This is a genomic window from Undibacterium hunanense, from assembly GCF_014284335.1.
GTDB lineage: Bacteria > Pseudomonadota > Gammaproteobacteria > Burkholderiales > Burkholderiaceae_D > Undibacterium > Undibacterium hunanense.
This window is the reverse complement of sequence record NZ_JACOGF010000013.1, coordinates 150,701-171,934: the sequence shown is the minus strand read 5'-3', so window position 1 is coordinate 171,934 and position 21,234 is coordinate 150,701. Positions and strand designations below refer to the sequence as shown.

The window sequence follows — 21,234 nt, the reverse complement described above, 5'->3', positions numbered from 1 at the left end:
GTAGAACTCAATCCCACGTTCAGTGAAGTTGACGCAAACAAATTCAGCGTAATAAGTGAGGAAATTCGTTAACAAATTTGTTTAACGCACTTCCAACATTGCCCACTCGATTCTGGATAAAACAATGATCCGCATTCGGGACATGGCAACGCCTTCCCCTCTGGCCTATACGGCTCCCAACCTTGACGTAGGTGATAAATTGCCATTGCTTCTTCCCAAGTAGCTGCCTCTATGTGCCAAAACAATTGCTCACAATCTGGCTGTCGTGTTCCATCGTTAAATTGAGGAGGATTTTCTCCCTCTACTAGGGTATTCGGACATTGAGCATTTTTGGGACCCCAGCTTGTATATGTGCGCATCGTTAATACCTATTAAAATTAGATTCTTTTATTGCACGATGAGAAAATCTCAGACTCAATTTACGACACGCCTTATTATCATCCATCTTCATCAATAACTTTTTGGTTGCAAGCCAATAAAGTTGACGTTAACTAAGGTACGAAGGCTTGCCCGGCACGCACTTCAATGTCAACCCTTATCCCATTCGGAAGCGGGGGGTCTGGATAAAATGACTTCATGACCGTAGCACATACACCACCAGACACTGCAGCACCTTCAATAAATCTAAACGCTTGTGCAAAAGGTCCTGCTCGTAATGCTTGGTCCTTTGGAGAAAGACTTGCTTGAAGAGTCGTAAGCAATGCTGTTGCTTGACCAAGAGTCAAAGGAGCCACTTGCGCCCAAGGCTGGGATGCCTCCAATCCACCACCCTGCGCCTGAAATCTTCCTCTATGACATTTATCATTGTTTTTACATTTTCCAGCAGCCGCAGAATTCACAGAGAATGTTAATGCTGTTAAACCAAGCAAGCGCATTGCGATGACTATTACTCCACCAACCAGTTCTTCTGGAAGCATGACGACAATCAACACTGCAGCTAATGCAATAGCAGCAAAGGTCAGCACACTCTGTGAGATAGACACTGTTATTGGCTGTTTTTCCTCCTCACATGCTTCATAAGCTCCTCCATTCGTGCCGCTTTCAAGGATATATGCACCAGCACCTGTAGTTTTATCGATAGCTATATATGCGCTTCCAGACCAGTAACTCAAATTTACCTCGCGCTCTGGTGCGTATACAATCAATCCAGACGCAACGGAATCAATGATAGCTTGTTGTGTTGCAAGAGATAAGTTTGTTACGTTCAGAAATGAGGCAAGATTGCTATTATTTAACATCCAAATAGGTATGCCAATTTCATTTGCCTCTTTAAGTACTTCGACTGCGGACATTCCTTGACCTTTACCAAGATCCAATACCTCTTCTAAGACAGCCCCCTCCAGATATGAATTTTTCATTCCACTGCGAAATATGTAATCTGGAAGCTTTATGTTTCCGTCTCCGCCTTCAGCAGACTGGATTAAACGCCGAATATCAATAAGATAGCTTTTATATGAGGCAAATCGCGGAATTCCAAAATAATAACGCACAGCAAGTGGCTGAGCAAACATGCCAATTGATGGCTGTCGATAAGTTACGTATTGGCTTTGTTTAGCCATCCATTCGTCAGAGATATCTGCTCGCGCCCAATAACCAAGCGCAATCTGATTAAGATTTTCGAGTGAAGTATTTGGATCAACATTTGTGTAACGTGACTCTACTTGAGCAGGCGAAATGCCATTACCATTTACTCCAAATACGATTTCGTCTCCCACAGCTGATTCAGCCTTGAAATCTTCTTCAATTTGATTACCATCAGGAGTAAAAAGAGTATATGACCAATACTGCGGCATACCCATTTCCTGGGCTGGGTATTCGGCCAGTACAGTCTCGTCCAAACGCAATTGGGCTTTTTGCTGAATTAAGTAACTTGGTAGTGCGGACGATTGATCATTCACATATTGACTAATAATTTGTCGATCTGCTTCTGTCGCAGGAGTATATGCTACTGCTATTCTTTTACCAGCGATATCACTTAGATTCAAAGTTTTTGTCAATGCGGGTTGCCGATTAGCTTTATCCACTGCGGATGTATAAAGATTGAATGAAATCCTTACATGCAAATTATCGGGTAATCTTTGAAAAGTATTTCCTATCGCGATAGTTTGGTATGGCAGACTCCCTAAAAGGATTGCGTAATTTTCCGTAATAATTTTTTTCTCACCAAAAATATCTCCTAATGCAGCGTTCATTTTTTGGTTGGTCACATAATTTTGCACTTGCGTTTGGTAATTGCTAATTTGCATCTGCAAATTAGCCTGATTCAGGTTTTGTACGTAACCACCTGCCTCATTGACAGTCGCCCCTTGCTGTACCTGTGCCAAAAGGTCCTGGCTGTTAAGTTGAACCTTGTTTTTGAGGTCCATCCCTTGCGTAAACGTATACTGCTTAAAACTGGCATCCATCGGCACCCAGGTGTTCGGTTTTTTGTTGATGGCGCCTCTGCTTGGTGCGTAATCAACAAAGGCTTCTACCCACACGTGTTCCATACGGATGGTGCTAATCTTACCGCCGCTGGAAAGGCCGATGTTGGGGATGCCGCCTTGCCCTAACAGGCTTTGTGCTGCCTCGGCCCTTGTGACACCACCAACCCAGTTCATGACTTTATCGGCAGGTACGTCAATTGTGCCGTAAACGTATCTTGCTGGAATGCCTGCTGATCTATACAGAGCGATGAGCAGGCTGGCTGTATCAAAGGCATTGCCACGTTTGTTTTGCAAGGTCAGTTCACTGCCTTGTATGCTGCCGTAACTGGGAATGAAGCTGATGTTGTTTCTGACCCAGTTGTAAATCTGTACGGGATTGTTGTTCAGCGCCGCCGCTTGTGCCTTGATGGCGGGTGTCAACTGGATGTCTTCTGTCGCTGCCGTGTCTTGTGCTACTGGTATATCGGGAAGTGTCGCTTGCGCCAGTTTCAAACCATCTGGTATTTGCCCAGCTAGCATAACTTTATCGTATTTCGGCGGAAACAGACTGGCTTGATATTGGGCCTTGGTTTCGTTGGGTTTTCTGACTTTGTTGCTGGAACTGCCAAAGGGTAGTTTATTAGGGTCAGTATATTGATGCGGCTTGGCATTGGGATACTTGTCCATGAAACTGCTCAGGTCTGTCAATGCGGTCTGACGATCACTGGTCTGGCGTTTGTCATCAGCGTCGGCGACTCTTTCCATAATTTTGTCAAACTCTGCCTGGCGGCTTTGATATAGTGCAACTGCCTTGCTATGACGCGCCAATATTTCAGACGAGAGCTTGGCATCTTTAAGGTGCTGCTCTGTATCTTTAAAGCTTTGGTCAATATCACTGTAGAGTGCTTTGATCTGGCTATTTGCACTACGGATGGTGCTGACGTGCTGATTGATCAAGTCGGTTTTGTTGCTGGTCGTAGCGGTCAGGGCGAGTAAGCTAGTTTTGGCTGGGGTGCTGGTTGTGGTGTTGGAAGCTATGCTGGTTGTTGGCGCAACTGCTTTGACTTCATCCTGGATTTGCTTGAGCAACTGGCTTAGCCTATCTTCTGCGCTGCTGGTTTTTGTGACCGCTGTGGTATTGACAGTGGTCGCAAGCACAGGGAATTTGCTCGATATTGCGCCTAATGTTACGTCACTCTTTGCCTGCCTAATGTTGTTTGCCATATCTGCGGCTGCGCGCGCTTGTGCTGATACAGCCATGGGATAAAAGGTCAGGCTAGTAAAAGCAACCAATACGACACTGGATACACTGCGCTGAAAAATTTGATGACGGAACATTGGGCTTTTACTCTTGGTAATTAAGTTCACATGGCGCATGGCCATCTATTTTTATTTTTTTGCTGCGACGCAGACAATCAGCCTGCTAAGTTCAATTGCTAGGCACAAACAGGGTATTGCCAATTTCCATCGTGGCATTCCAACTGGCGGCAATCAGCGTACCTTCCAGATGACCACTGGAATTCTTGACGCAACCATACGGTGCCAGGATGCTGCCAAACACACCCACTGTGATAAAGTTGACCAGTTCGGCGTCATACATGTTGACCAGGACCTTGTCATGCCGGCCCGACATCGCGGTCATGGTGATGCCAAACTTGATGGTGCGTTGTGCATCGGAAGCGAGATTGAGGATCAGGTAAGACGTCGGCTTGACATTGACCAATATAAAGCTATACCCACTTTTAACCTGATCTGCCGTCAGGTTAAAAATCTCGACGTCTTGATTGCTGCCTGTCAGTGTCACATCAGAATACAGGCGGCTGACGGTGCCGGTGGCTGGTGCTGTCCGCAATTGTTGTGACAACACGCTCAGGTAGGTACGTTCTGCTTCAAAGTCGATCGGCCCCACGGCAGCCTTGCGCAGATCGAGGTAGGCAGGCACTTTGGAAGCAGGCCCCAGGGTGCCGGAATAGATGCCATAGCTGTTGTTGGTGCTGGAACCCATGCCGCCGCCATTGAAGGAGGCGACATTGCCCGCCACGATGAGGGCGGCACGGGTGTCATTGGGGTTGACTCTGCCGCCCACGCTGGCAGCAGCAATCGACAGGTTGCCGCCAACGGCCAGACGCCCTTCGACGTCCATGGCGGAGGCAGTGGCATCGCCAAAAAAGAAGCCGGCAAACTGCCCTGCTACGCCAAGATCGACCTGTTGGGCGCTGGCAGTCTGGGCCAGACCAAGGCTCAGGCTGATTCCAAGGCTGACGGTGATGCCTGTCAATAATTGACGTAATTGACTTAGCTGGCGCAATTGGTGCCAGCGCTGTTGCAGCTTGATGGAGCCGTTGTTGGCGGTGTGAAGCATGGTGTAAGTCATGATGCAGTATTCCGGTCAATGGGTGTTTTGTCGTCCAACCACGGCAATCAGGCTTGCCAGCGATTTGGAAACGGGGCCAACACCAGTTTCTATGTTTTTAACTCTGGCCTGCACAGTCAGCAGGGTGCGCAAGGCTTTGTCCATGCTGTTGCTGTTCAATGCAGTCGTGACATCAGCGAGTGACGCCAGGACGGCAGTACGTTGTGCCAGTTGCAGCGCCGTCGACAGGTTGAGCCCTTGTACAACGCTGATCAACTGGCTATTGAGTTGGCTGGCGCTTTGTACTTTGATGCTCTGGTCTTGCGTTTTATACGCAGTCACGGTGCTGCCATTGACAAGGCTGACGGCCAGGTTGGCGGTATAGCTGCCAGCCTCGGTCGGGGCTTTCCAGCGCAGGGAGACGCTGGTGTCTGTGGCAGATGCGGCGGTGATATCCCAGGTTGCGACGACATTGCCACCGCTGTTGCTGAGGGTGGCCGCCGGTGTGCTGGACTGGACGACGGCACCGGCTGGCAGAGTCTGGACGATACGCAGGGTCTGGCTGGCACCGGCATTGGTGATGGTGCTGGTCAGGGTGCTGATATCACCGGGCAACAAGGTAGTGAGGTCAGCGGCGGCAGGTGTCAGGTAGGTCAGGCCTTGTTTGATGAGGGCGGGCCAGCGTGCGTCTGTGGGCTGGGCCAGCAGGGTGTCGTTCCAGTCGAAACCAAAGGCGAGGGTTTTACCAGCGCCAAAGCTGGCACTGACGATACCCGGGCTGGCACTGTTACCGCCGGTGTTGAGGGTGGCTTCAACCACACCGGTGGTGGTGGCCATTTTGACCTGGGTAGCAGGCCCGCTGAGGTCGGCACGGTTGAAGATGCCGCCACTGAGGCTGAGTTGTTGCAGAGCAGTGGCATAGGCGCCGTTGTTGCTGACACCGGAACATTGGGTCAACTGGCTGCTGGTAGCGGTGACGAGGCTGTCAAGCATGAAGCCCTGGCCGCGTTTGATGGCAGCCAGCAATTCGGTGGCTGCCGGTTCTTGCAAGGCCCCTGCCCCATTGCTGATCCAGTAGGTGTTGTACTGGCCACTGCGCAAATTGCTCAGGAAGCTGGCGACATTGGTGCTGACTGTGTGGCTGATGCCCAGGTTGGTGAGGGCATTGTCAAGACGGGTGGCGCGAGTAGTATCGCACTGGGCCAGGGTGGTGGCGTTTTCTGTCGGGAAGCTGGTGGCAGCACATTTGCCCAGCAGTTCGTCAGCAGCGCGTTTACAAGTGCTGTAGACGAGGACGTTTTGCCACGGCGCGGACACTTGTTTGACCGTCAGGCTGACGACGGGGGCAATCAGGCTGAAGGGAGCCTGGCCAAGCGTGAGTGTGGTAGTGCCGACTTTGGCGCTGAGGACCGCATTGTACTGGGTGCCTGCAGTGCCAGCACTGGTCCAGTCGGTGGTGGCACTAAACAACGCGGCCATAGCCAGGCTGGCTTTGTAAGGGAAGCTGGCAATAACTTTTTGGGTGCCAGCTTCGGTAATGCTGACGGTCATTGGCAAGTCGGTCAAATCGGCATTGCCGAGGTTGTTGACGTTGAACGAGAAGCTGACGATATTGCCGACCGGTACCTGGGCAGTAGAGGCGCTGATGCTGCCTTTGAGGCCACTGCCAGTTGCGGCCGTAGAGGCAACCGTGAAAGCGGCGCTGGCCTGAGAGACGACGGTACTGCCACTGCTGACTACGACGGTAGCACTGTACTGCCCTGCCGGTGCCGCACTAAGGTTGAGGCTGTAGCTGTAGTCCTTGATGGCACTGGCAGCGAGGCTGACCAGGGTTTCAGTTTTGGTGAAACGGGTCGTGCCGTCAGGATTTTTAACGGTGACGACGAGTTGCAGGTTGCTGGCGGCCTGGCTGGTAGCAACATTGGTGATACGGTCATGGAGTTGTACTGTATCGGTCGGCGCATAGGCGGCTTTGTCGGTATCTATCGCAGTAGTGACGTTTATCACTGGCGCGGTAATAGTGATGTTAGCCTGGGCAAGGTTGATGATGTTGGCACCAAAGGTAGCGCTGAGGGTGGCGACATAGGTGGCACCATTGCTGCCAGTAGCGGTCCAGGTGGTGTTGCCGTTATACAGGGAGCCGATTGCCAGGTTGGTGGTGTACGGGAACTGGGCGATGATTTTTTGTGAGGCGGGATCAATGATGTTGACGCTCAGTGCCTGGTTGGTGAGTGCGCTGTTGCCCTGGTTATTGACGCTGAAGTTGAGGGTCAGTACGCCGCCAGCCTGCACTTGTGCAGGGGTGACGGCAAGTGTGCCGGTCAGACCGCTGCCATTGGTGGCGGACGATGTTACAACAAAGCTGCCACTGGCCTGGACCAGGACGGCGCTGCCGCTGGAGGCGACGACTTTGACGGCATAGGTGCCAGCTACCGCACCGCTGAGTGGCAGGCTGTAGGTGTAGTCTTTAGCATTAGCAGCCGCCAGTTGAACCAGGGTTTCGGTCTTGCTGAAACGGACTGTGCCATCGGGGTTGCTGACCGTTGTGACGATTTGCAGGTTGTCCACCGGCAGATTTTGGGTAATGTTGCTGATGGTGTCACGCAACTGCACCGTATCGGTCACCGTGTAGCTAGTCTTGTCGGTGCTGACTTTGGCAGTCAGGGCCACAGTACCACTGACGATGGTTAAAGGGCTGCTTGCCTGTACATAAGGCAAACCGTTGGCATCAATAATTTGGGCCACTATCTGATATTTGCCTGCAAGAGTGGCGGCAGTATTCCAGATGGCATAGACTTTACCCGGCGCACTGGTAAGTACTTTGATGGTTTGTTTACCAAGGCTGGTAACCGGAACTCCATCGAGCGTCTGCACAGTGAATTGTACTTGTGCATTATTATCAAAGCTACCCTGATTCGTGATGGTACTGCTGATCTGGACGTTACTGTTGGCCCCGTAGCTGGTCAAATCAGTGGCCACAGCAATCGCAAAGGCACCCGGCAAATCTGCCATGGACAGTGAGACGGTATTGTTCTTGACATCAAAATCGCTCAAGGCATGCACACCTGTGCCGTCATCATCTGCAACGATGACAAGAGTGCTCACGCTGGAAAGAGCACCAGCATAATTCAGGCTGATGTCTTGATAATCATTGCTGTTGAGGTCCATACCGGTTACAGCAGTCCCCAGCAAACTACCGCCAGCCCCAGCCTGACCGCTGTAAAACGCGACTTTAGTGCCCGCAGGAACCACCAAACCGCCGGCATTACCTATACGAACAGTTAATACAGATGCTGCCTTGCCGCCCCGATCATTCACGCGGACGTAAGAAGCTGTCACGTCGGCAACGGCGGTACTGGATTCACCGATCAGCGCGTTCAAGCGCCACGTATTATGAGTAGCCCAGCTATTAACTTCTTTGCGCGGTATCGAACCATCATCATTAACGTTGTTGATGTGATAGTCGTATTCATTCCAGATCTTGCGTGTTCTGACCCAGGCATTGTTCTCGTCCTGGAACACGCGAATACCTCTGGTTCCACCACTGTTTGACGGAATCACGATATCAGCATGCCCGTCACCATCGACGTCAACCACAATGGGGTATTCCGACGCAGTCGCACTATCATTTGGTGCTGAAAAAAGTGTAGTGCCTGTTTTACCGTCAAAAACGCGTAGCGTTTTTTCGTCGAAATATACGATCTTGGCATTGCCACTTCCATCAAAATCAAAGGAGGTCGAACCTGTCAAACCAGAACCGTCATTCGTTCTTACCCGCCACTTCAGGCTGCCGTCGGCATTGTAGACAGAATAATAGCCAGAAGAGGCAATGCCGATTTCTGGAATGCCATCGCCGTCAAGATCGGCAATTGTTGGATACCCTACATTATCGGTATCTGAAGCAATGAAAACGTGTTCGAACAAGGGTGTACCATCATGACGATAGGCACTAAGAAATGCTCTTGCCGAGCCACCAATTGTGTCAGTATGATCGACTATTGCACCGGCATAAACCACTTGTGGCAGCGGGTCATTCGGATCCAGGCGCGCGACCGCTGGGAAGCGGCCATATTGAGGGCTCCAAAGTAATGTCCCATTGTTTTTATGCACGTCATGGAACAAGACTTCGGGTACACCATCACCATCAATATCTGCGACAGTAGTTACCAGTCCCGACACAAAAGCTTTGTCCCAAATCGCACGTGTAGTACAGTCGCCATTGAATATATACGATCCCAGCAAAACTACTGGCTTACCGTCACCATACAAATCAGCAATGGTGACTCCTCCATAATTGTAATACGTACTATTTTGATTGCCTGGTCGTGTTTCACTGCTTCTGCATTTAAGACTGCCATCGTGATTGAAAATGGCGATACCGCCATTCCAAAGCTCCATTACCACATTTGGTTTTCCATCGTCTCCCAAAACACCAATAGCTGGATGGGTCTCAGACCATGTGTATAAATCCGGGACATTCACTTGCCATAAACCATGTCCATCTTTACCGCTTAAAGCTGTTAGCACACCAGGCGCGTGATCGATACCCAAGGCAACTATAGCAATAACCGTAGGTATATCTTTTTCGTCAAATTTGCCGTCGCCGTTAGTATCCGTCAATGGCCCAACCACAGGCGTGGCGATGACATCGCCGCCCTTCCACTCCCATTTCAACTTAGGTTTAAACAGAGTTGGGTCGGGTCTGATTTCCACAAAATCAGCGCTCGATTTAATATTATTGGTTTTGGTCAGTTCTAGCACAGACTGGTCGCTGTCACCAAATACCGTAATGGGCGCATCCCGGAAAGGTAGCGTACCCTGGACTGGAATAGGAACAACAACCGCCTGTCCGGCAGACAATGTGCTGGACAAGCTGATGGTTCCCAACACTTGATCGGATCCGCTGTCAAATTTACGATTTTTGTTACTGTCGTGGAAGGCAAGAATTTTAGTACCTTGAGGAATATCCGCGCCACCCAGATTTTGCAGTGTTACCAATACCTGTCCGGTCAGCTTCAAAGATTGTGCATCTGTGATGGCCGCAGATCTGTCAATTTTAGCGACAGACAAATCAGGCAACACATTGCTGACACTGGTTTTACGCAGACGTATCTGCCCCATGTCGACTTTCTCGAACCCATCGATCCAGACAACAGTTTGATACGCGGTATAACCTGCAATGTTGAATGTCAGCGAGGCGTTACCATTGACATCTTTACGCAAAGCATTGGCACCGTTGAAGATGAATTTGCCACTGGCATCGGTCGCTATGGCTGCATGAGAATCAGTACCATCCACTGCAGCAATACTGACGCCTGAGAGTGGCAAATTAGTACCTGCATCAACGACCACACCAGATACGTCTGCTGAAACCGGTGATGCACCGCCCCCTACTGTTGACATTGCAGGTGAAAATATCCAAACGTCACCCGCATTAATGGTGTTGCTGCCAGTGCGCGACTGATAGCCGCTTTTGCTTGCAGCAATACTGACCGCCCCAGCCGGCACGTTGGTCAGCTGGTAGACCCCTAAGCTGTCTGTTTTAACCAGTAACGCACCAGCAATGACACTAACGCCTGACAAGGGTTGGCCAGTGGCTGCGTCAGTAACAACACCACGGATCGTGCCGGTGATGGCCGATGATTTTTTACTCATAAGCAGATTACCAAAATCCTGAATCTGCCCGGCTTTAACGGATGTGTCGGTGCTCAGCATGCCGTAATTGATGATACTAGCAGTGAGTTTATAGTTACCTGGCGGTTGGTTGTTGAATAAAAATATGCCGTCTTCTGCCGTAGTCATGTTGACGGTTGCCGCACCACTAATTGCAACGTTGACGCCAGCAAGAGGTAAACCCGTTTGCGAATCAATCACTTTGCCGCGCAACACGGACAAACCCGGATCAAGAGGGACATTGCCTGTCAACACCAATGCCCGCAAAGCTAGTGCAGTCGTATAGGGGTCACCACCCCAACTACCATCGGATCTTTGTGCACCCAGCAGATACGTTTGGACAGCCGCAGCCGTAGGCACCGCCGGTATGAAATCGTGCAATGCTTCGTAGGCCAATGAACTCAGGAAAATTGAGCTATTCCAGGAGCCTGGAGCAGACTGTTGCGCCAGCAAGAATGTGGCTGTGGACTGAATGGCAGCATTTAAGCTAAATGCACTCGCATGAGCACGAAAAGCAGCCAATGCGTAGATACTGGAATAGAGATCGATACGGCCATTGATCTGAAAGGATCCGTCCGCTTTTTGAGATGATTGCAAATAGGTAATCGCTGCGGCCACCGTTTCGGTACGTCCAGCAAGTTTGAGTGCAAGCAGTGACAATGCTGTATCCAATGGCGTACTGGCATAACCACGTGCTCCGCCAAATCCACCATCGGGATTGACGCGCGTAATAAGCTGCGCCACAAGTGTAGAAGAGTCGGCCTGGATCAGTGCCTGACTGATGATTTTACGAGCGAGATATTCAGTATTGGCGTCTTGCTCAGAGGCAATCAGTGCACTTAACGTAACTGGAGTGGTAGACAACAATTGCAGTGTCTGTGCTACTTCACCACGTACCTGCATTGGTGTCGCAATGGAGAGCGTCTCACCAGAAAGACTGCCATTGGGCTGCACCTGAGCATTTAACCACCTGACGCCATTAGCAACAGATGGCGCCGTTTGGCTTTGCACATCATGACCAATAAGCGTGATAAAAATTAAGGCGACAACAAGCAGACTGCGTGACAATGCACGTAAGAATTGATGCACAAACCACTCCTGAAATAAACGGATTTAGTCAATGCATGCACATCAACCGATTGAACGCAACATGTAGCAACACGTTCAATTATCAAAAAGGTCTTTATGTTACCAATTGTAAAAAAATATTGCAATAAAATTACTTATTAGGACTTACGCAAAATTGTCCCAGCAAGGCTATCACTTTTAGGAAACCTCCCTTGCAGGGGAGGTTCGTTACGTCGGCAGACAGCATGCTGTCTGAAACCCCGACTACACCGTAGCGACGAAGACAGTACGAATAGTACGCGGCTCCTAGGAGAGGCGCTGCAACGCAGCTGGGGCGGTTTTGCGTAAGTCCTACTTATTTAACTCCAAACACAAAATGCGTTTATCCATAACGACCAAACAACAAAACCAAATGGAAATACAGTCTCCCTTTGGGAGCACTTAAGGTGCTTACACGATTACACCAACCACAGCCAGACATCGTAAGCATGCGATAATTCACGCAAACCCTTTACTACGGTCTGGCTATGAATTCACCTGAGACAAAACCTGCAACAACCAGGCTGTTTGGCTTGAACATCTGCAATATGCATTTTGCAGAAGCGAACCAGCATTTGCTGGGTGTTGCTGGTCGTCGTGACCATGCTAGCCGTGTGGTGGTGACACCGAATGTGGATCATATGACGAAGCTGGAATATGAACCTGCATTCAAGACCCTGTATGCAACGTCTGATTATATTTTTGCCGATGGCATGCCCATTATCTGGGCCAGCAGAATGTGTGCCCTGCCCTTGCCCGAACGGGTGACCGGGGCTGATCTGTTCGTCTCGCTTTGCCGTGGCTGCATAGAGAAAGATTTATCGATTTTTGTACTGGGTGGCATGCCAGGGCAAGAAAAACTGCTTCTGGAGTCCTTTGCCAAAACTTATCCTGGACTGAAAGTCGATATTTTTTGCCCGTCGATGCAATTTACTGCTGATGGTGCGGAAAGTGATCTGGCATTGCAACGCATACAGGCTGCAAAACCGAATATCCTCTTCATTTGCCTGGGTATGCCCAAGCAAGAGCGACTGGCATTTCGTTATCGCGAGCAATTTACCAGCGACAACGTACCGCTGATATTGTGTGTGGGTGCCGCCATGGAATTTGCGCTAGGGCAAAAGAAACGCGCACCGCTGTGGATGCAAAAGATAGGCATGGAATGGTTCTGGCGCCTGGCCAGCGAGCCACGCCGGTTATGGCAACGCTACACAACGCAGGCATGGCGCTTTATCGGCTTGCTGTTGCGGGAACGAAAAATACAAAAAGAGTTGCGTCATTCAAATTAAGAAAAAGGACACGACGAACTCGTTTGCATGCCCATTCCAATGCAATGAAGCAGCTTACTTTCTTTGTAAATAAACCAGGGATTCATTAATCGCTGTCGCAACACTATCAAGATAATTCTTATTCTTATCTTCAATCGCAACCTGAATTATGCCGCCAGCGCCAATTTTGAGCTGCCAGTCGCGCTGCATGAAAAACGTCCAGGACATGCCACTAAACAGTAGCGTTACCAACCCAACTACCGGCGAACTAACAAGCAACATCAAGCCCAGCAAGGTAATGAACAATGAGATGATGAACAGCAATATGCTACCTGATTTACGACTGACGACTACAGAAGTCAAATTCCGAATTGGATAACTTTTCCCCGATGCAAGCTTGAACATTGCGTCGCTCACATAAACACCGTGCTGGTCCATAAATATTTTCTCAACAGCCACGTCATCAGTACGTGCGGCAGGAGCCACATCACCAGATAATGAGTTTCCACAGTTGTCGCAAAACTTTGCATTTACCTGTGCTTCAGAGCCACATTTCGAACAAAACATACCACCCCAACAATTGTTAAACCTCTTTGGAAAGAGGTTGAATGACGAAGAACAATAAAAATCAATTATTCCTTATTTAAACTAAATGGCAAGTGATCAGGCAAGCTGGCATTCATAGAATTTTTTTCACTACAATATCTTACGCTTTTCATTTCTACAACTATACCTGTTTCAATCAGGAATTTTCTATTTTTGATATGCCTATAGTGCAAAAAAACCGCACAGATAAAAATCTGTGCGGTTTTTTTATTGGGAGCTTACTTGCTACTAACTCTACTGCTGATTTTAATGCTGATATTTATGCCACTTTTTTTGCATCGAAGAATTGTTCGTCTTCTGTCGAACCATGCAAAGCTGTCGTGGAAGACTTGCCTTGCTGGATTGTTTGTGTGACTGCATCAAAGTAACCAGTACCAACTTCACGCTGATGTTTAACCGCAGTAAAGCCTTTTTCTGCCGCTGCAAATTCAGCTTCCTGCAATTCAACGAAGGCAGACATCTGGCGACGTGCGTAGCCATGTGCCAGGTTGAACATGCCGTAGTTCAATGCATGGAAACCAGCCAGTGTGATGAACTGGAATTTGTAGCCCATTGCGCCCAGTTCTTTCTGGAATTTGGCGATGGTGGCATCGTCCAGGTTTTTCTTCCAGTTGAAAGATGGCGAGCAATTATAGGACAGCAATTTGCCTGGGAACTTGGCATGGATGGCATCAGCAAATGCCTTGGCGAATTCCAGGTCAGGTTTGCCGGTTTCACACCAGATCAGGTCAGCATATTCTGCATACGCCAGGCCACGGGAAATCGCTTGCTCCAGACCTGGTTTGGTTTTGTAGAAGCCTTCAACCGTACGTTCGCCTGTGCAGAAAGGCTGGTCGTTGGGGTCCACATCAGAAGTCAGCAAATCAGCTGCTTCAGCATCAGTACGGGCCAGTATCACGGTGGATGTGCCCATGATGTCGGCAGCCAGACGTGCGGCATTCAGTTTTTCAATCGCTTCACGGGTTGGTACCAATACCTTGCCGCCCATGTGGCCGCATTTTTTGACGGAAGCCAGTTGATCTTCAAAGTGAACGCCAGATGCGCCCGCTTCGATCATGGCTTTCATCAATTCAAAAGCATTCAATACACCGCCGAAACCAGCTTCAGCATCTGCCACGATAGGGGCGAAGAAGTCGATGTCGTCTTTACCTTCGGACCATTGAATCTGGTCAGCACGTGTCAGCGTGTTGTTGATACGCTTGACAACCAGTGGCACAGAATTGGCTGGGTACAGGGATTGGTCAGGATACATTTCACCAGCAACGTTGGCGTCGCCTGCAACTTGCCAGCCGGACAGGTAGATGGCTTTCAAGCCGGCTTTAACCTGTTGCATGGCCTGGTTGCCAGTCAAAGCGCCAAGGGCATTGATGAAAGGCTCGTTATTAACCAGATCCCACAGTTTGATCGCGCCGTTTTTGGCGATGGTATGTTCAACACTGATGGAGCCACGCAGACGAACCACGTCTTCTGCCGTGTAGTTACGCTTGATACCGTTCCAGCGTGGATTGGTATCCCAGTCTTTTTGCAATTCTGCTACTTGTTGTGCGCGAGTTGTCATGTTTCTCTCCTGTGGGCAAATCAAATAAAAAGTGAATCCGTTGAGAGAAATAATAGGGTATTTTTTGCGTAGCAACAAGGTCTTATATAAGACATATAACAAATTTTTAATCGTTTAAAATCAAATACTTAAAATATGATTTTTGCGATGTGAAATAACATTCCTTAGAATGAGAAAAATATTTTGTGCAAGCACATAGTTTCATTTCACAATACGAAATGCGCAATTCACATTATAAAATTCGGAAATTCAACTCCACACATAAAGAAAATTAAGTTTCAAATTGCACTTTCTCACTGCAAATTTTCGACTCAAATTAAGATGCATTGACCTGGTTTCATTCCAGTACGATTTCATACCAGGGCGACGGATAATCGAAATCCAGTTCGAATCCACCATTTTTTTGCCGGATTGCGGTGTGCGGTAGTGCTTTCATGCGGGCACCACTTCCATCCAATGGAAACACTGTGATTTTTTTGCTGCTGGTAGCATGGAACAGTTTGACGGGAATACGCTCCAGCCACACTGGTGCATTGCCATCCAGTGCGCCGGAAGGTTTATTTGAGGTCGTGGCATCCGGTTCCAGCGTCCACCAGGCTTTTTGGCCATCATAATTGACCAGTTGTTTGGGGCGTTGCGGTATGACGCCTGGCTGGCTTGCAGCTGTGGCACCAGACAACACCAGTAACAGGCGGCGAGAATTTTTCAACGGCAGTGCGTCACGACTGGTCAATAACATGACGCCATACTGCCGGCCCTTTTCAGAAAACATGGGCAAGGTCTTATCGACATCCAGGTTCACCGATAAACTGGACCGGGTACCGGCAAACATGCGTGCATAAGTTGTGTCAGCAAACAGCCAGGGGCCGGACTGGTTATAGCGCAACTGCCCACCCGGAGCTGTCCATAGCGTGTCTTCTTCCATCCAGGCTTTTGCATAATGCGCACCAGGTGTGGACAGCTCCGTCGATTTTGCCTGCATGTCATGCCGCATGCCCAGGCGCGCGAAAAATGCATGCTTGTATTCCAGCCCATATTGCGACTGCAAATAACCAGGGAAGCCAGTACCACTGACACCGTCACGCATGGCCCCCAACAATTGCCGCGCCTCCAGCGGCAGATTAATGGCTACCTGCTCCGGCAGCGGGCGTATCTGATATTGACGGAATAATGCAGAGGCTATTCCTGTCGTTACCAGTTGCCCGGAATGCCCGCTCAGGCCGAAACTGTCAGGTACCGACGACCAATGGTCGCCATCTATATAGTGAAAGAGAAATAGTCCATCCCAGTCCTGCGCAGCTGCAAATGCACTCATCACCGGCAAAATTTCTGCCGACTGACGGTTCGGGTATGCCTGGTTAAATTCGCTGACAACAAAAGGTTTGCGCAAGTCACGTACGTAGGCACGCTGCAACAGCGCCTGCCAGCCATCACGCAATATTGATTCATCACGGATACGCCAGTCGTTCCTGTCCCAGGGCTTGCCAGGAAAATCATAGTGGTCAACGTAGAAATGCTCATCGACATAATCCATATGCTGCTGCGCATCTGCCATGGCAACGCCGCCAAAATACATTTGCGTGCCCGTCAGCGGCACCAGGTCTCCCAGTTCCTGCCGTATGGTCTTGCGCATCACCGTCAGGTATTGCATATCCATGTCCGACAGATACCGGACGTAATCCAGCACCCGGCGTCCATTTCCCTTTTTATGTGGCCGGTATTGCTGTTGCAATGCTGAAGGCGTGGCATACCCCAGTCTGGTCATTACCCTGCTAGCCAGGCGCTGCAGGCGGGCGAACCAGCCCTCGCCATATTCCAGTACACTGGCTTCGGATGATTTGACGTTGATAATGCCTTTTCTGGGCAGGGAACAGCTATCCCAGACCGCGCATGCCTGTTCGGCGCTGCCATATTGGCGCAATACCCATTTTTGCCAGTTCTGCTGCAACTGGCGTTCATATTCACCGGTCAGGCCATCGAGTTGAGTACGCTGCCACGCGCCCAACAGTGATGATTCATTGTTGATCTCTATCATTGCCAGGGCTGGGTCGTCCTTCAATTCCAGCCGCCGCAGCAATTGCTGCACATATTCTGCCTGCAGGCTGATCATGCGAGGCTCAAACAAATGCAGGGGATGGCTGGCAAAGGGCATCTGTTCGCCCGGTGTCATGGGTGTTACCTGATCCACCGCAGGCCGGAACTGGTAACCCACATGCAAGTTCAGGTTCACATACAGGCCTTCCGCCTTGAGGGCGTTGATGAAGACACGCAGGCGCAGCAAGGCTGCCTCATTGAAACTGGGGAAAGCTGCGGTCGTCAAAATGCCGCGCGGCTGCTCCTGACTGTCACTGAGTATGGTGTCCAGATGGTGCAGGCGCACCGCATTGAATCCAAGACGGCGCAGACGCTGGGCTATTTTGACGGCATCCTTTTCTTCAGGGAAATTGGCTGTATTGGCCAGACTGATACCAAACAGGCGCACGCGGCTATCATCACGGGTGCCTGGTTTAACGTCGTGTCCAAGGCGAAAAAAATGACTACCCTTGACGTACAGACGGTCTCCTGCTTCGAGTGCATGGTTCATGCCCCCAAAATCGACGACACCAGACAAAGCGTCTTCATTCACTTCAAAAGGATACCAGGCCGATTCCCCTGCCCTGGCAGAAACCGCAACGACACACCATGCCAGCAAAGAGACCAGCAAACGCAGCAGTATGGCATTAACAGGTGAATGGGTGGGTGAACGGGCAGGAGAGCGGACAGGAAATTGAAAATACTTCATAGTTTGGGTCGCAACTGACATGGTAACCATTAGAATTAGGACTTACGGAAATTATCCCGGCAAGGGCAATGAAGACCTTACTTTAGAGCCACAACACAGCTGGTGCGATTTTGCATGAGTCTTAAATAAGTTCCAAGAATATCGCACAAACACACGACATCAGTATTGAGAAATGCAAAATTTGCCTGTACTGCCCTCCAGCCTGAACCAGCTGGAAACAAATATCGTCAAACTGATGATCGTTCTGTTCGTCATTTTTTCTCTGCTGCCCTATGGCCTGTCATGGGACTATACCGGCTCATCTGCGGTCACCATGGAAGGCTCGCTCACCACCAAATTACAATGGGGTAGCCTGTTCATTCTGGCAACATTCATTCTTTACCGTCACTTGCCAGAGGCCTTGAAAGACATCCGGGCCATGAATCCTTTCCTGGCGCTGGTTCTGATCTGGTGTCTGGCTTCCAGCCTGTGGTCACCGCTATCAGCGACCACCTTCAAGCGTGCCATACAGCTATATGGTCTGGTGATGATAGGTTTCAGTGTGCAACTGGCCGCCCGCCCGTTGCAACTGATGGTCAATTATGTGCTCTACACCTTGTCGGGCCTGCTGATACTGTCGTTTTTCATGGCTATTGCCGTTCCCAGCATAGGCATTGATTACGAACTGGGCGGCGCATGGCGCGGTGCCCTGTCGCAAAAGAATGAGCTGGGCCAGGTCGCTGCCCTCAGTATTTTGCTGTGGCAAATCAAGTCGTGCATAGAAAAAGTCGGAATACGCAATCTGGCTTTGGGCCTGTTATTTTCTTTTTTCATGCTTGTCATGAGCAAAAGCTCCACCAGCATGATTATTACCTTGCTGACGACGGGTATGTTTCACCTGTTGCGCAAACGCCATATTTCATCTTCGTATTCGCTGACGCGCGCTACCCTGGTCATCGTTTGCCTGCTGACCATCGCCGTCTATGTTTTCTTCATGCAAGAGTCACGCATGCCGACCTGGCAAGAAGCAGCGTCCCCCATTGCTGGCCTGTTTGGCAAAGGCACGGACCTGACTGGTCGTACCGATATCTGGCAACTGGTCGGGCTGGAAATCAACAAACACTACCTCATGGGTCTGGGGTATGGTGCATTCTGGCTGGGGCCTGACAGCCTGTCGCAATTTGTGATTGACGCGCTACACTGGATCCCCCTGCAATCTCACAATGGTTATCTGGATATATTGAATGAACAAGGACTGATTGGTTTGATACTGGTCATTCTGACGCTACTGACACAGGCTGGTTTTCTGGTTACCCTGGCTCGCCTTGATCGTCAACAGGCCGCATTCTGGTCCGCCATGCTAACCGTCGTGGTGATTACCAATTTTACTGAAAGCAGCCTGTTTCGTGGTTTTGTATTCCAGAACGTATTTTTCATCTTCAGCCTGATTGCCGTCAGTTCGGCCACCCGAAGATTAAAGCAGGCCAAAGCGCAATCAGCTTAACAGCTTGCGCCCCATCGCCTGGAAGCGCTGCTCAATATAGCGGTAAGACAGGTGCGACAGCAACCAGGAAAATACCGCCACCACCAGCAACCGGATCAGGGTAGAAGCTTCAGGCATATACCAGGCGACGACACCTATCACCAGCCAGTGATACAGATACAGGGAATAGCTGATCCTGCCCACGTACACTACCGGTGGCCACTCCAGGAAACTGTTGAAATAATTGCGTGAAAACACCAATGTCGCAAACATCAAAAACAGGGCCATGCCCTGTAACGAATAGCGCAACGATTCCCGGAAATTTTCGTCACGGATGGCAAGGCTGATCAACATGATAACGGCTCCTGTTGCAAAGCCACGCCAGGTATTCAGGCGAGCAAACAGCTGCGGGTAACGAACCATCACCAATGACAGGCAGACGCCATACAGAATCGAATCAGCACGTGTATCTGTCGCCGTATAGATGCGGTAATGCGGTAGATGATCAAGACCTATGCCATACACCAGATAGCTACGCCAGGCCAGCATCATCAGCAAGATGATGACGATGGCACTCAAAAAACGTCTTGGTGCGCCGGCAAAGATCATGAAAAGAAATGGAAATACGAAATAAAAATGTTCTTCCACCGCCAATGACCAAGTGATGGCCAGAGGCTGCTTGATCAGTTCCCCACTGAAAGTGGAATAAATACCGTAATAGTTCGCAAAATACAAAAACACCGCTGCCGGTTCAGTCCATGTCCAGACATCACCAACCAATGACATCAAAGTCACCGACACCGCCACAAACAACAACAAGGCCGGTGTCAGACGAAACAATCTGCGTACATAAAAGTGACGTACATTAATGCCACCTTTTGTATCCCATTCCGACAGCATGAGTTTGGTAATGATGAAACCGCTGATAAAAAAGAAAATGGTTACGCCTAGTCCACCCGGCACAATATGCCCAAAGCCAGCATGCGAGAAAAACACCATGGCAATGGAAACAGCACGCAAACCATCGAGCGCTTGCAGGCGATGCTGGGAATGGCTACTCATGACTTGCCTGCCCCAGCCTGACTGCCATACGCATGCGTAGCCTTGCCCCAAAAATAACTGAGCTTACCCAGTTGGGACGCTGCAATTCGCAACCAGGCAAATGTCTTGAGGGGTTTGACAGGCAGACATAGCAAGGCGAATAACAGTGCAAGTACAAACTGCACGCAGGCGCGGCCACTCAATATAATGGCCGAACGCAGTCTTTGCATGCCAGACAGCATCGCCAGTTCGGTACGGATAAATAATTGCCCGGTACGATAAGAACGCTGCAACAACCATTTGGCGGTTGCCCGATCTGGGGGAATATATTCACTGGCCGGTGCTTCATCACACCACACCATGACTGCCCCCATTGCATCCAGCCGTCGGAACAGCATGGTATCTTCACCACCGGTGGTACCAAAGGCAGGGTCAAACGGGCCGACACCGCCCTGCTGGCTGGCTGTCAATCGTTGCAGCAAGACATGTCTTATCAACACATTGCCGCTACGCGCATCACGATGGTCAATGCGGGTGCCGGTAGGCAAGCGCCGGCGGTCAAAATAACCACCCCGACGTATCCAGTCGGGCGTAGTGTCTGCGTAGTCAGGTAATACCGGCGCAAACACCACATCAGCATTGTGCACAAGCTGTACGGCCAACAATTGCTGCAACCAGGTGGATACCGGTACTTCATCATCATCGATCATGATGATCCAGTCGCCTTTTGCTGCGGCAATGGCCGCATTGCGTGCCAGGGAAATATTGGGATTGGCGAGACTGACTACGGTCAGGCTGTCAGCAAACAATTGACCCATTTCTGCCAACACGGCAGAGGCAGATTGTGCGGGGTCATTATCAACCACGATGACTTCGACACTGTGCTCTGCCGCCTGATCCCAGACAGCCTGTAGCAAACGACGCAGCAGGACTGGCCGCTTGTAGGTGCAGATACAAATACTCAGATCAGTCATGAGAC

At 50.0% G+C, this 21,234-nt stretch carries 10 protein-coding genes; 2 read left to right on the top strand and 8 right to left on the bottom strand.

Annotated features, from left to right (window positions below; all coding sequences use genetic code 11):
* Positions 1-491: 491 nt before the first annotated feature.
* From H8L32_RS21950 to H8L32_RS21940, 3 genes are read right to left on the bottom strand one after another with little or no spacing between them, the layout of a single operon-like run.
* A complete protein-coding gene (locus tag H8L32_RS21950) occupies positions 492-3,788 on the bottom strand; it encodes a transglutaminase-like domain-containing protein (protein WP_186949403.1) in 3,297 nt (1,098 codons plus the stop codon).
* A 46-nt stretch (positions 3,789-3,834) separates the two neighbouring features.
* Complete coding sequence (locus H8L32_RS21945; protein ID WP_186949402.1) at positions 3,835-4,779, bottom strand: choice-of-anchor A family protein; 945 nt, start codon at positions 4,777-4,779, stop codon at positions 3,835-3,837.
* 15 nt (positions 4,780-4,794) lie between these two features.
* Positions 4,795-11,520 carry a carboxypeptidase-like regulatory domain-containing protein gene (locus H8L32_RS21940; protein WP_186949401.1) on the bottom strand — a complete coding sequence of 2,242 codons (6,726 nt, stop codon included), beginning with the start codon at positions 11,518-11,520 and terminating at the stop codon, positions 4,795-4,797.
* A gap of 506 nt (positions 11,521-12,026) precedes the next feature.
* On the opposite strand from H8L32_RS21940, the gene H8L32_RS21935 reads away from it, so the two are divergent.
* Positions 12,027-12,827 (top strand): WecB/TagA/CpsF family glycosyltransferase, encoded by an 801-nt coding sequence (locus H8L32_RS21935; RefSeq protein ID WP_186949400.1) that lies wholly within the window; start codon positions 12,027-12,029, stop codon positions 12,825-12,827.
* 54 nt (positions 12,828-12,881) lie between these two features.
* On the opposite strand, the gene H8L32_RS21930 is transcribed toward H8L32_RS21935, so the two are convergent.
* From H8L32_RS21930 to H8L32_RS21920, 3 genes are all read right to left on the bottom strand, one after another.
* Positions 12,882-13,373 carry a DUF6232 family protein gene (locus H8L32_RS21930; RefSeq protein ID WP_186949399.1) on the bottom strand — a complete coding sequence of 164 codons (492 nt, stop codon included), beginning with the start codon at positions 13,371-13,373 and terminating at the stop codon, positions 12,882-12,884.
* Positions 13,374-13,671: 298 nt separating this feature from the next.
* On the bottom strand, positions 13,672-14,970 hold the full coding sequence (gene aceA / locus H8L32_RS21925) for an isocitrate lyase (protein ID WP_186949398.1): 1,299 nt from the start codon (positions 14,968-14,970) through the stop codon (positions 13,672-13,674).
* Between the two features lie 337 nt (positions 14,971-15,307).
* Positions 15,308-17,752 carry a hypothetical protein gene (locus H8L32_RS21920; protein ID WP_186949397.1) on the bottom strand — a complete coding sequence of 815 codons (2,445 nt, stop codon included), beginning with the start codon at positions 17,750-17,752 and terminating at the stop codon, positions 15,308-15,310.
* Positions 17,753-17,924: 172 nt separating this feature from the next.
* Here H8L32_RS21920 and H8L32_RS21915 point away from each other — a divergent pair, with 172 nt between their 5' ends.
* Positions 17,925-19,235: an O-antigen ligase family protein gene (locus tag H8L32_RS21915; RefSeq protein ID WP_186949396.1), complete on the top strand. Its 1,311-nt coding sequence runs from the start codon at positions 17,925-17,927 to the stop codon at positions 19,233-19,235.
* Here H8L32_RS21915 and H8L32_RS21910 read toward each other — a convergent pair.
* Both H8L32_RS21910 and H8L32_RS21905 read right to left on the bottom strand, forming a co-directional pair.
* On the bottom strand, positions 19,227-20,276 hold the full coding sequence (locus H8L32_RS21910) for an acyltransferase family protein (protein WP_186949395.1): 1,050 nt from the start codon (positions 20,274-20,276) through the stop codon (positions 19,227-19,229). The genes H8L32_RS21915 and H8L32_RS21910 overlap by 9 nt on opposite strands.
* Positions 20,273-21,229, bottom strand: a complete 957-nt coding sequence (locus H8L32_RS21905; RefSeq protein ID WP_186949394.1) for a glycosyltransferase family 2 protein — start codon at positions 21,227-21,229, stop codon at positions 20,273-20,275. Before H8L32_RS21905 ends, H8L32_RS21910 begins: the two co-directional genes overlap by 4 nt.
* Between the last annotated feature and the right edge of the window lie 5 nt (positions 21,230-21,234).

Coding starts and splice junctions, on each gene's coding strand:
- H8L32_RS21950 (WP_186949403.1), bottom strand. CDS start 3,788: ATGGCCATGCGCCATGTGAACTTAATTACCAAGAGTAAAAGCCCAATG.
- H8L32_RS21945 (WP_186949402.1), bottom strand. CDS start 4,779: ATGACTTACACCATGCTTCACACCGCCAACAACGGCTCCATCAAGCTG.
- H8L32_RS21935 (WP_186949400.1), top strand. CDS start 12,027: ATGAATTCACCTGAGACAAAACCTGCAACAACCAGGCTGTTTGGCTTG.
- H8L32_RS21930 (WP_186949399.1), bottom strand. CDS start 13,373: ATGTTTTGTTCGAAATGTGGCTCTGAAGCACAGGTAAATGCAAAGTTT.
- aceA (WP_186949398.1), bottom strand. CDS start 14,970: ATGACAACTCGCGCACAACAAGTAGCAGAATTGCAAAAAGACTGGGAT.
- H8L32_RS21920 (WP_186949397.1), bottom strand. CDS start 17,752: ATGAAGTATTTTCAATTTCCTGTCCGCTCTCCTGCCCGTTCACCCACC.
- H8L32_RS21915 (WP_186949396.1), top strand. CDS start 17,925: ATGCAAAATTTGCCTGTACTGCCCTCCAGCCTGAACCAGCTGGAAACA.
- H8L32_RS21910 (WP_186949395.1), bottom strand. CDS start 20,276: ATGAGTAGCCATTCCCAGCATCGCCTGCAAGCGCTCGATGGTTTGCGT.
- H8L32_RS21905 (WP_186949394.1), bottom strand. CDS start 21,229: ATGACTGATCTGAGTATTTGTATCTGCACCTACAAGCGGCCAGTCCTG.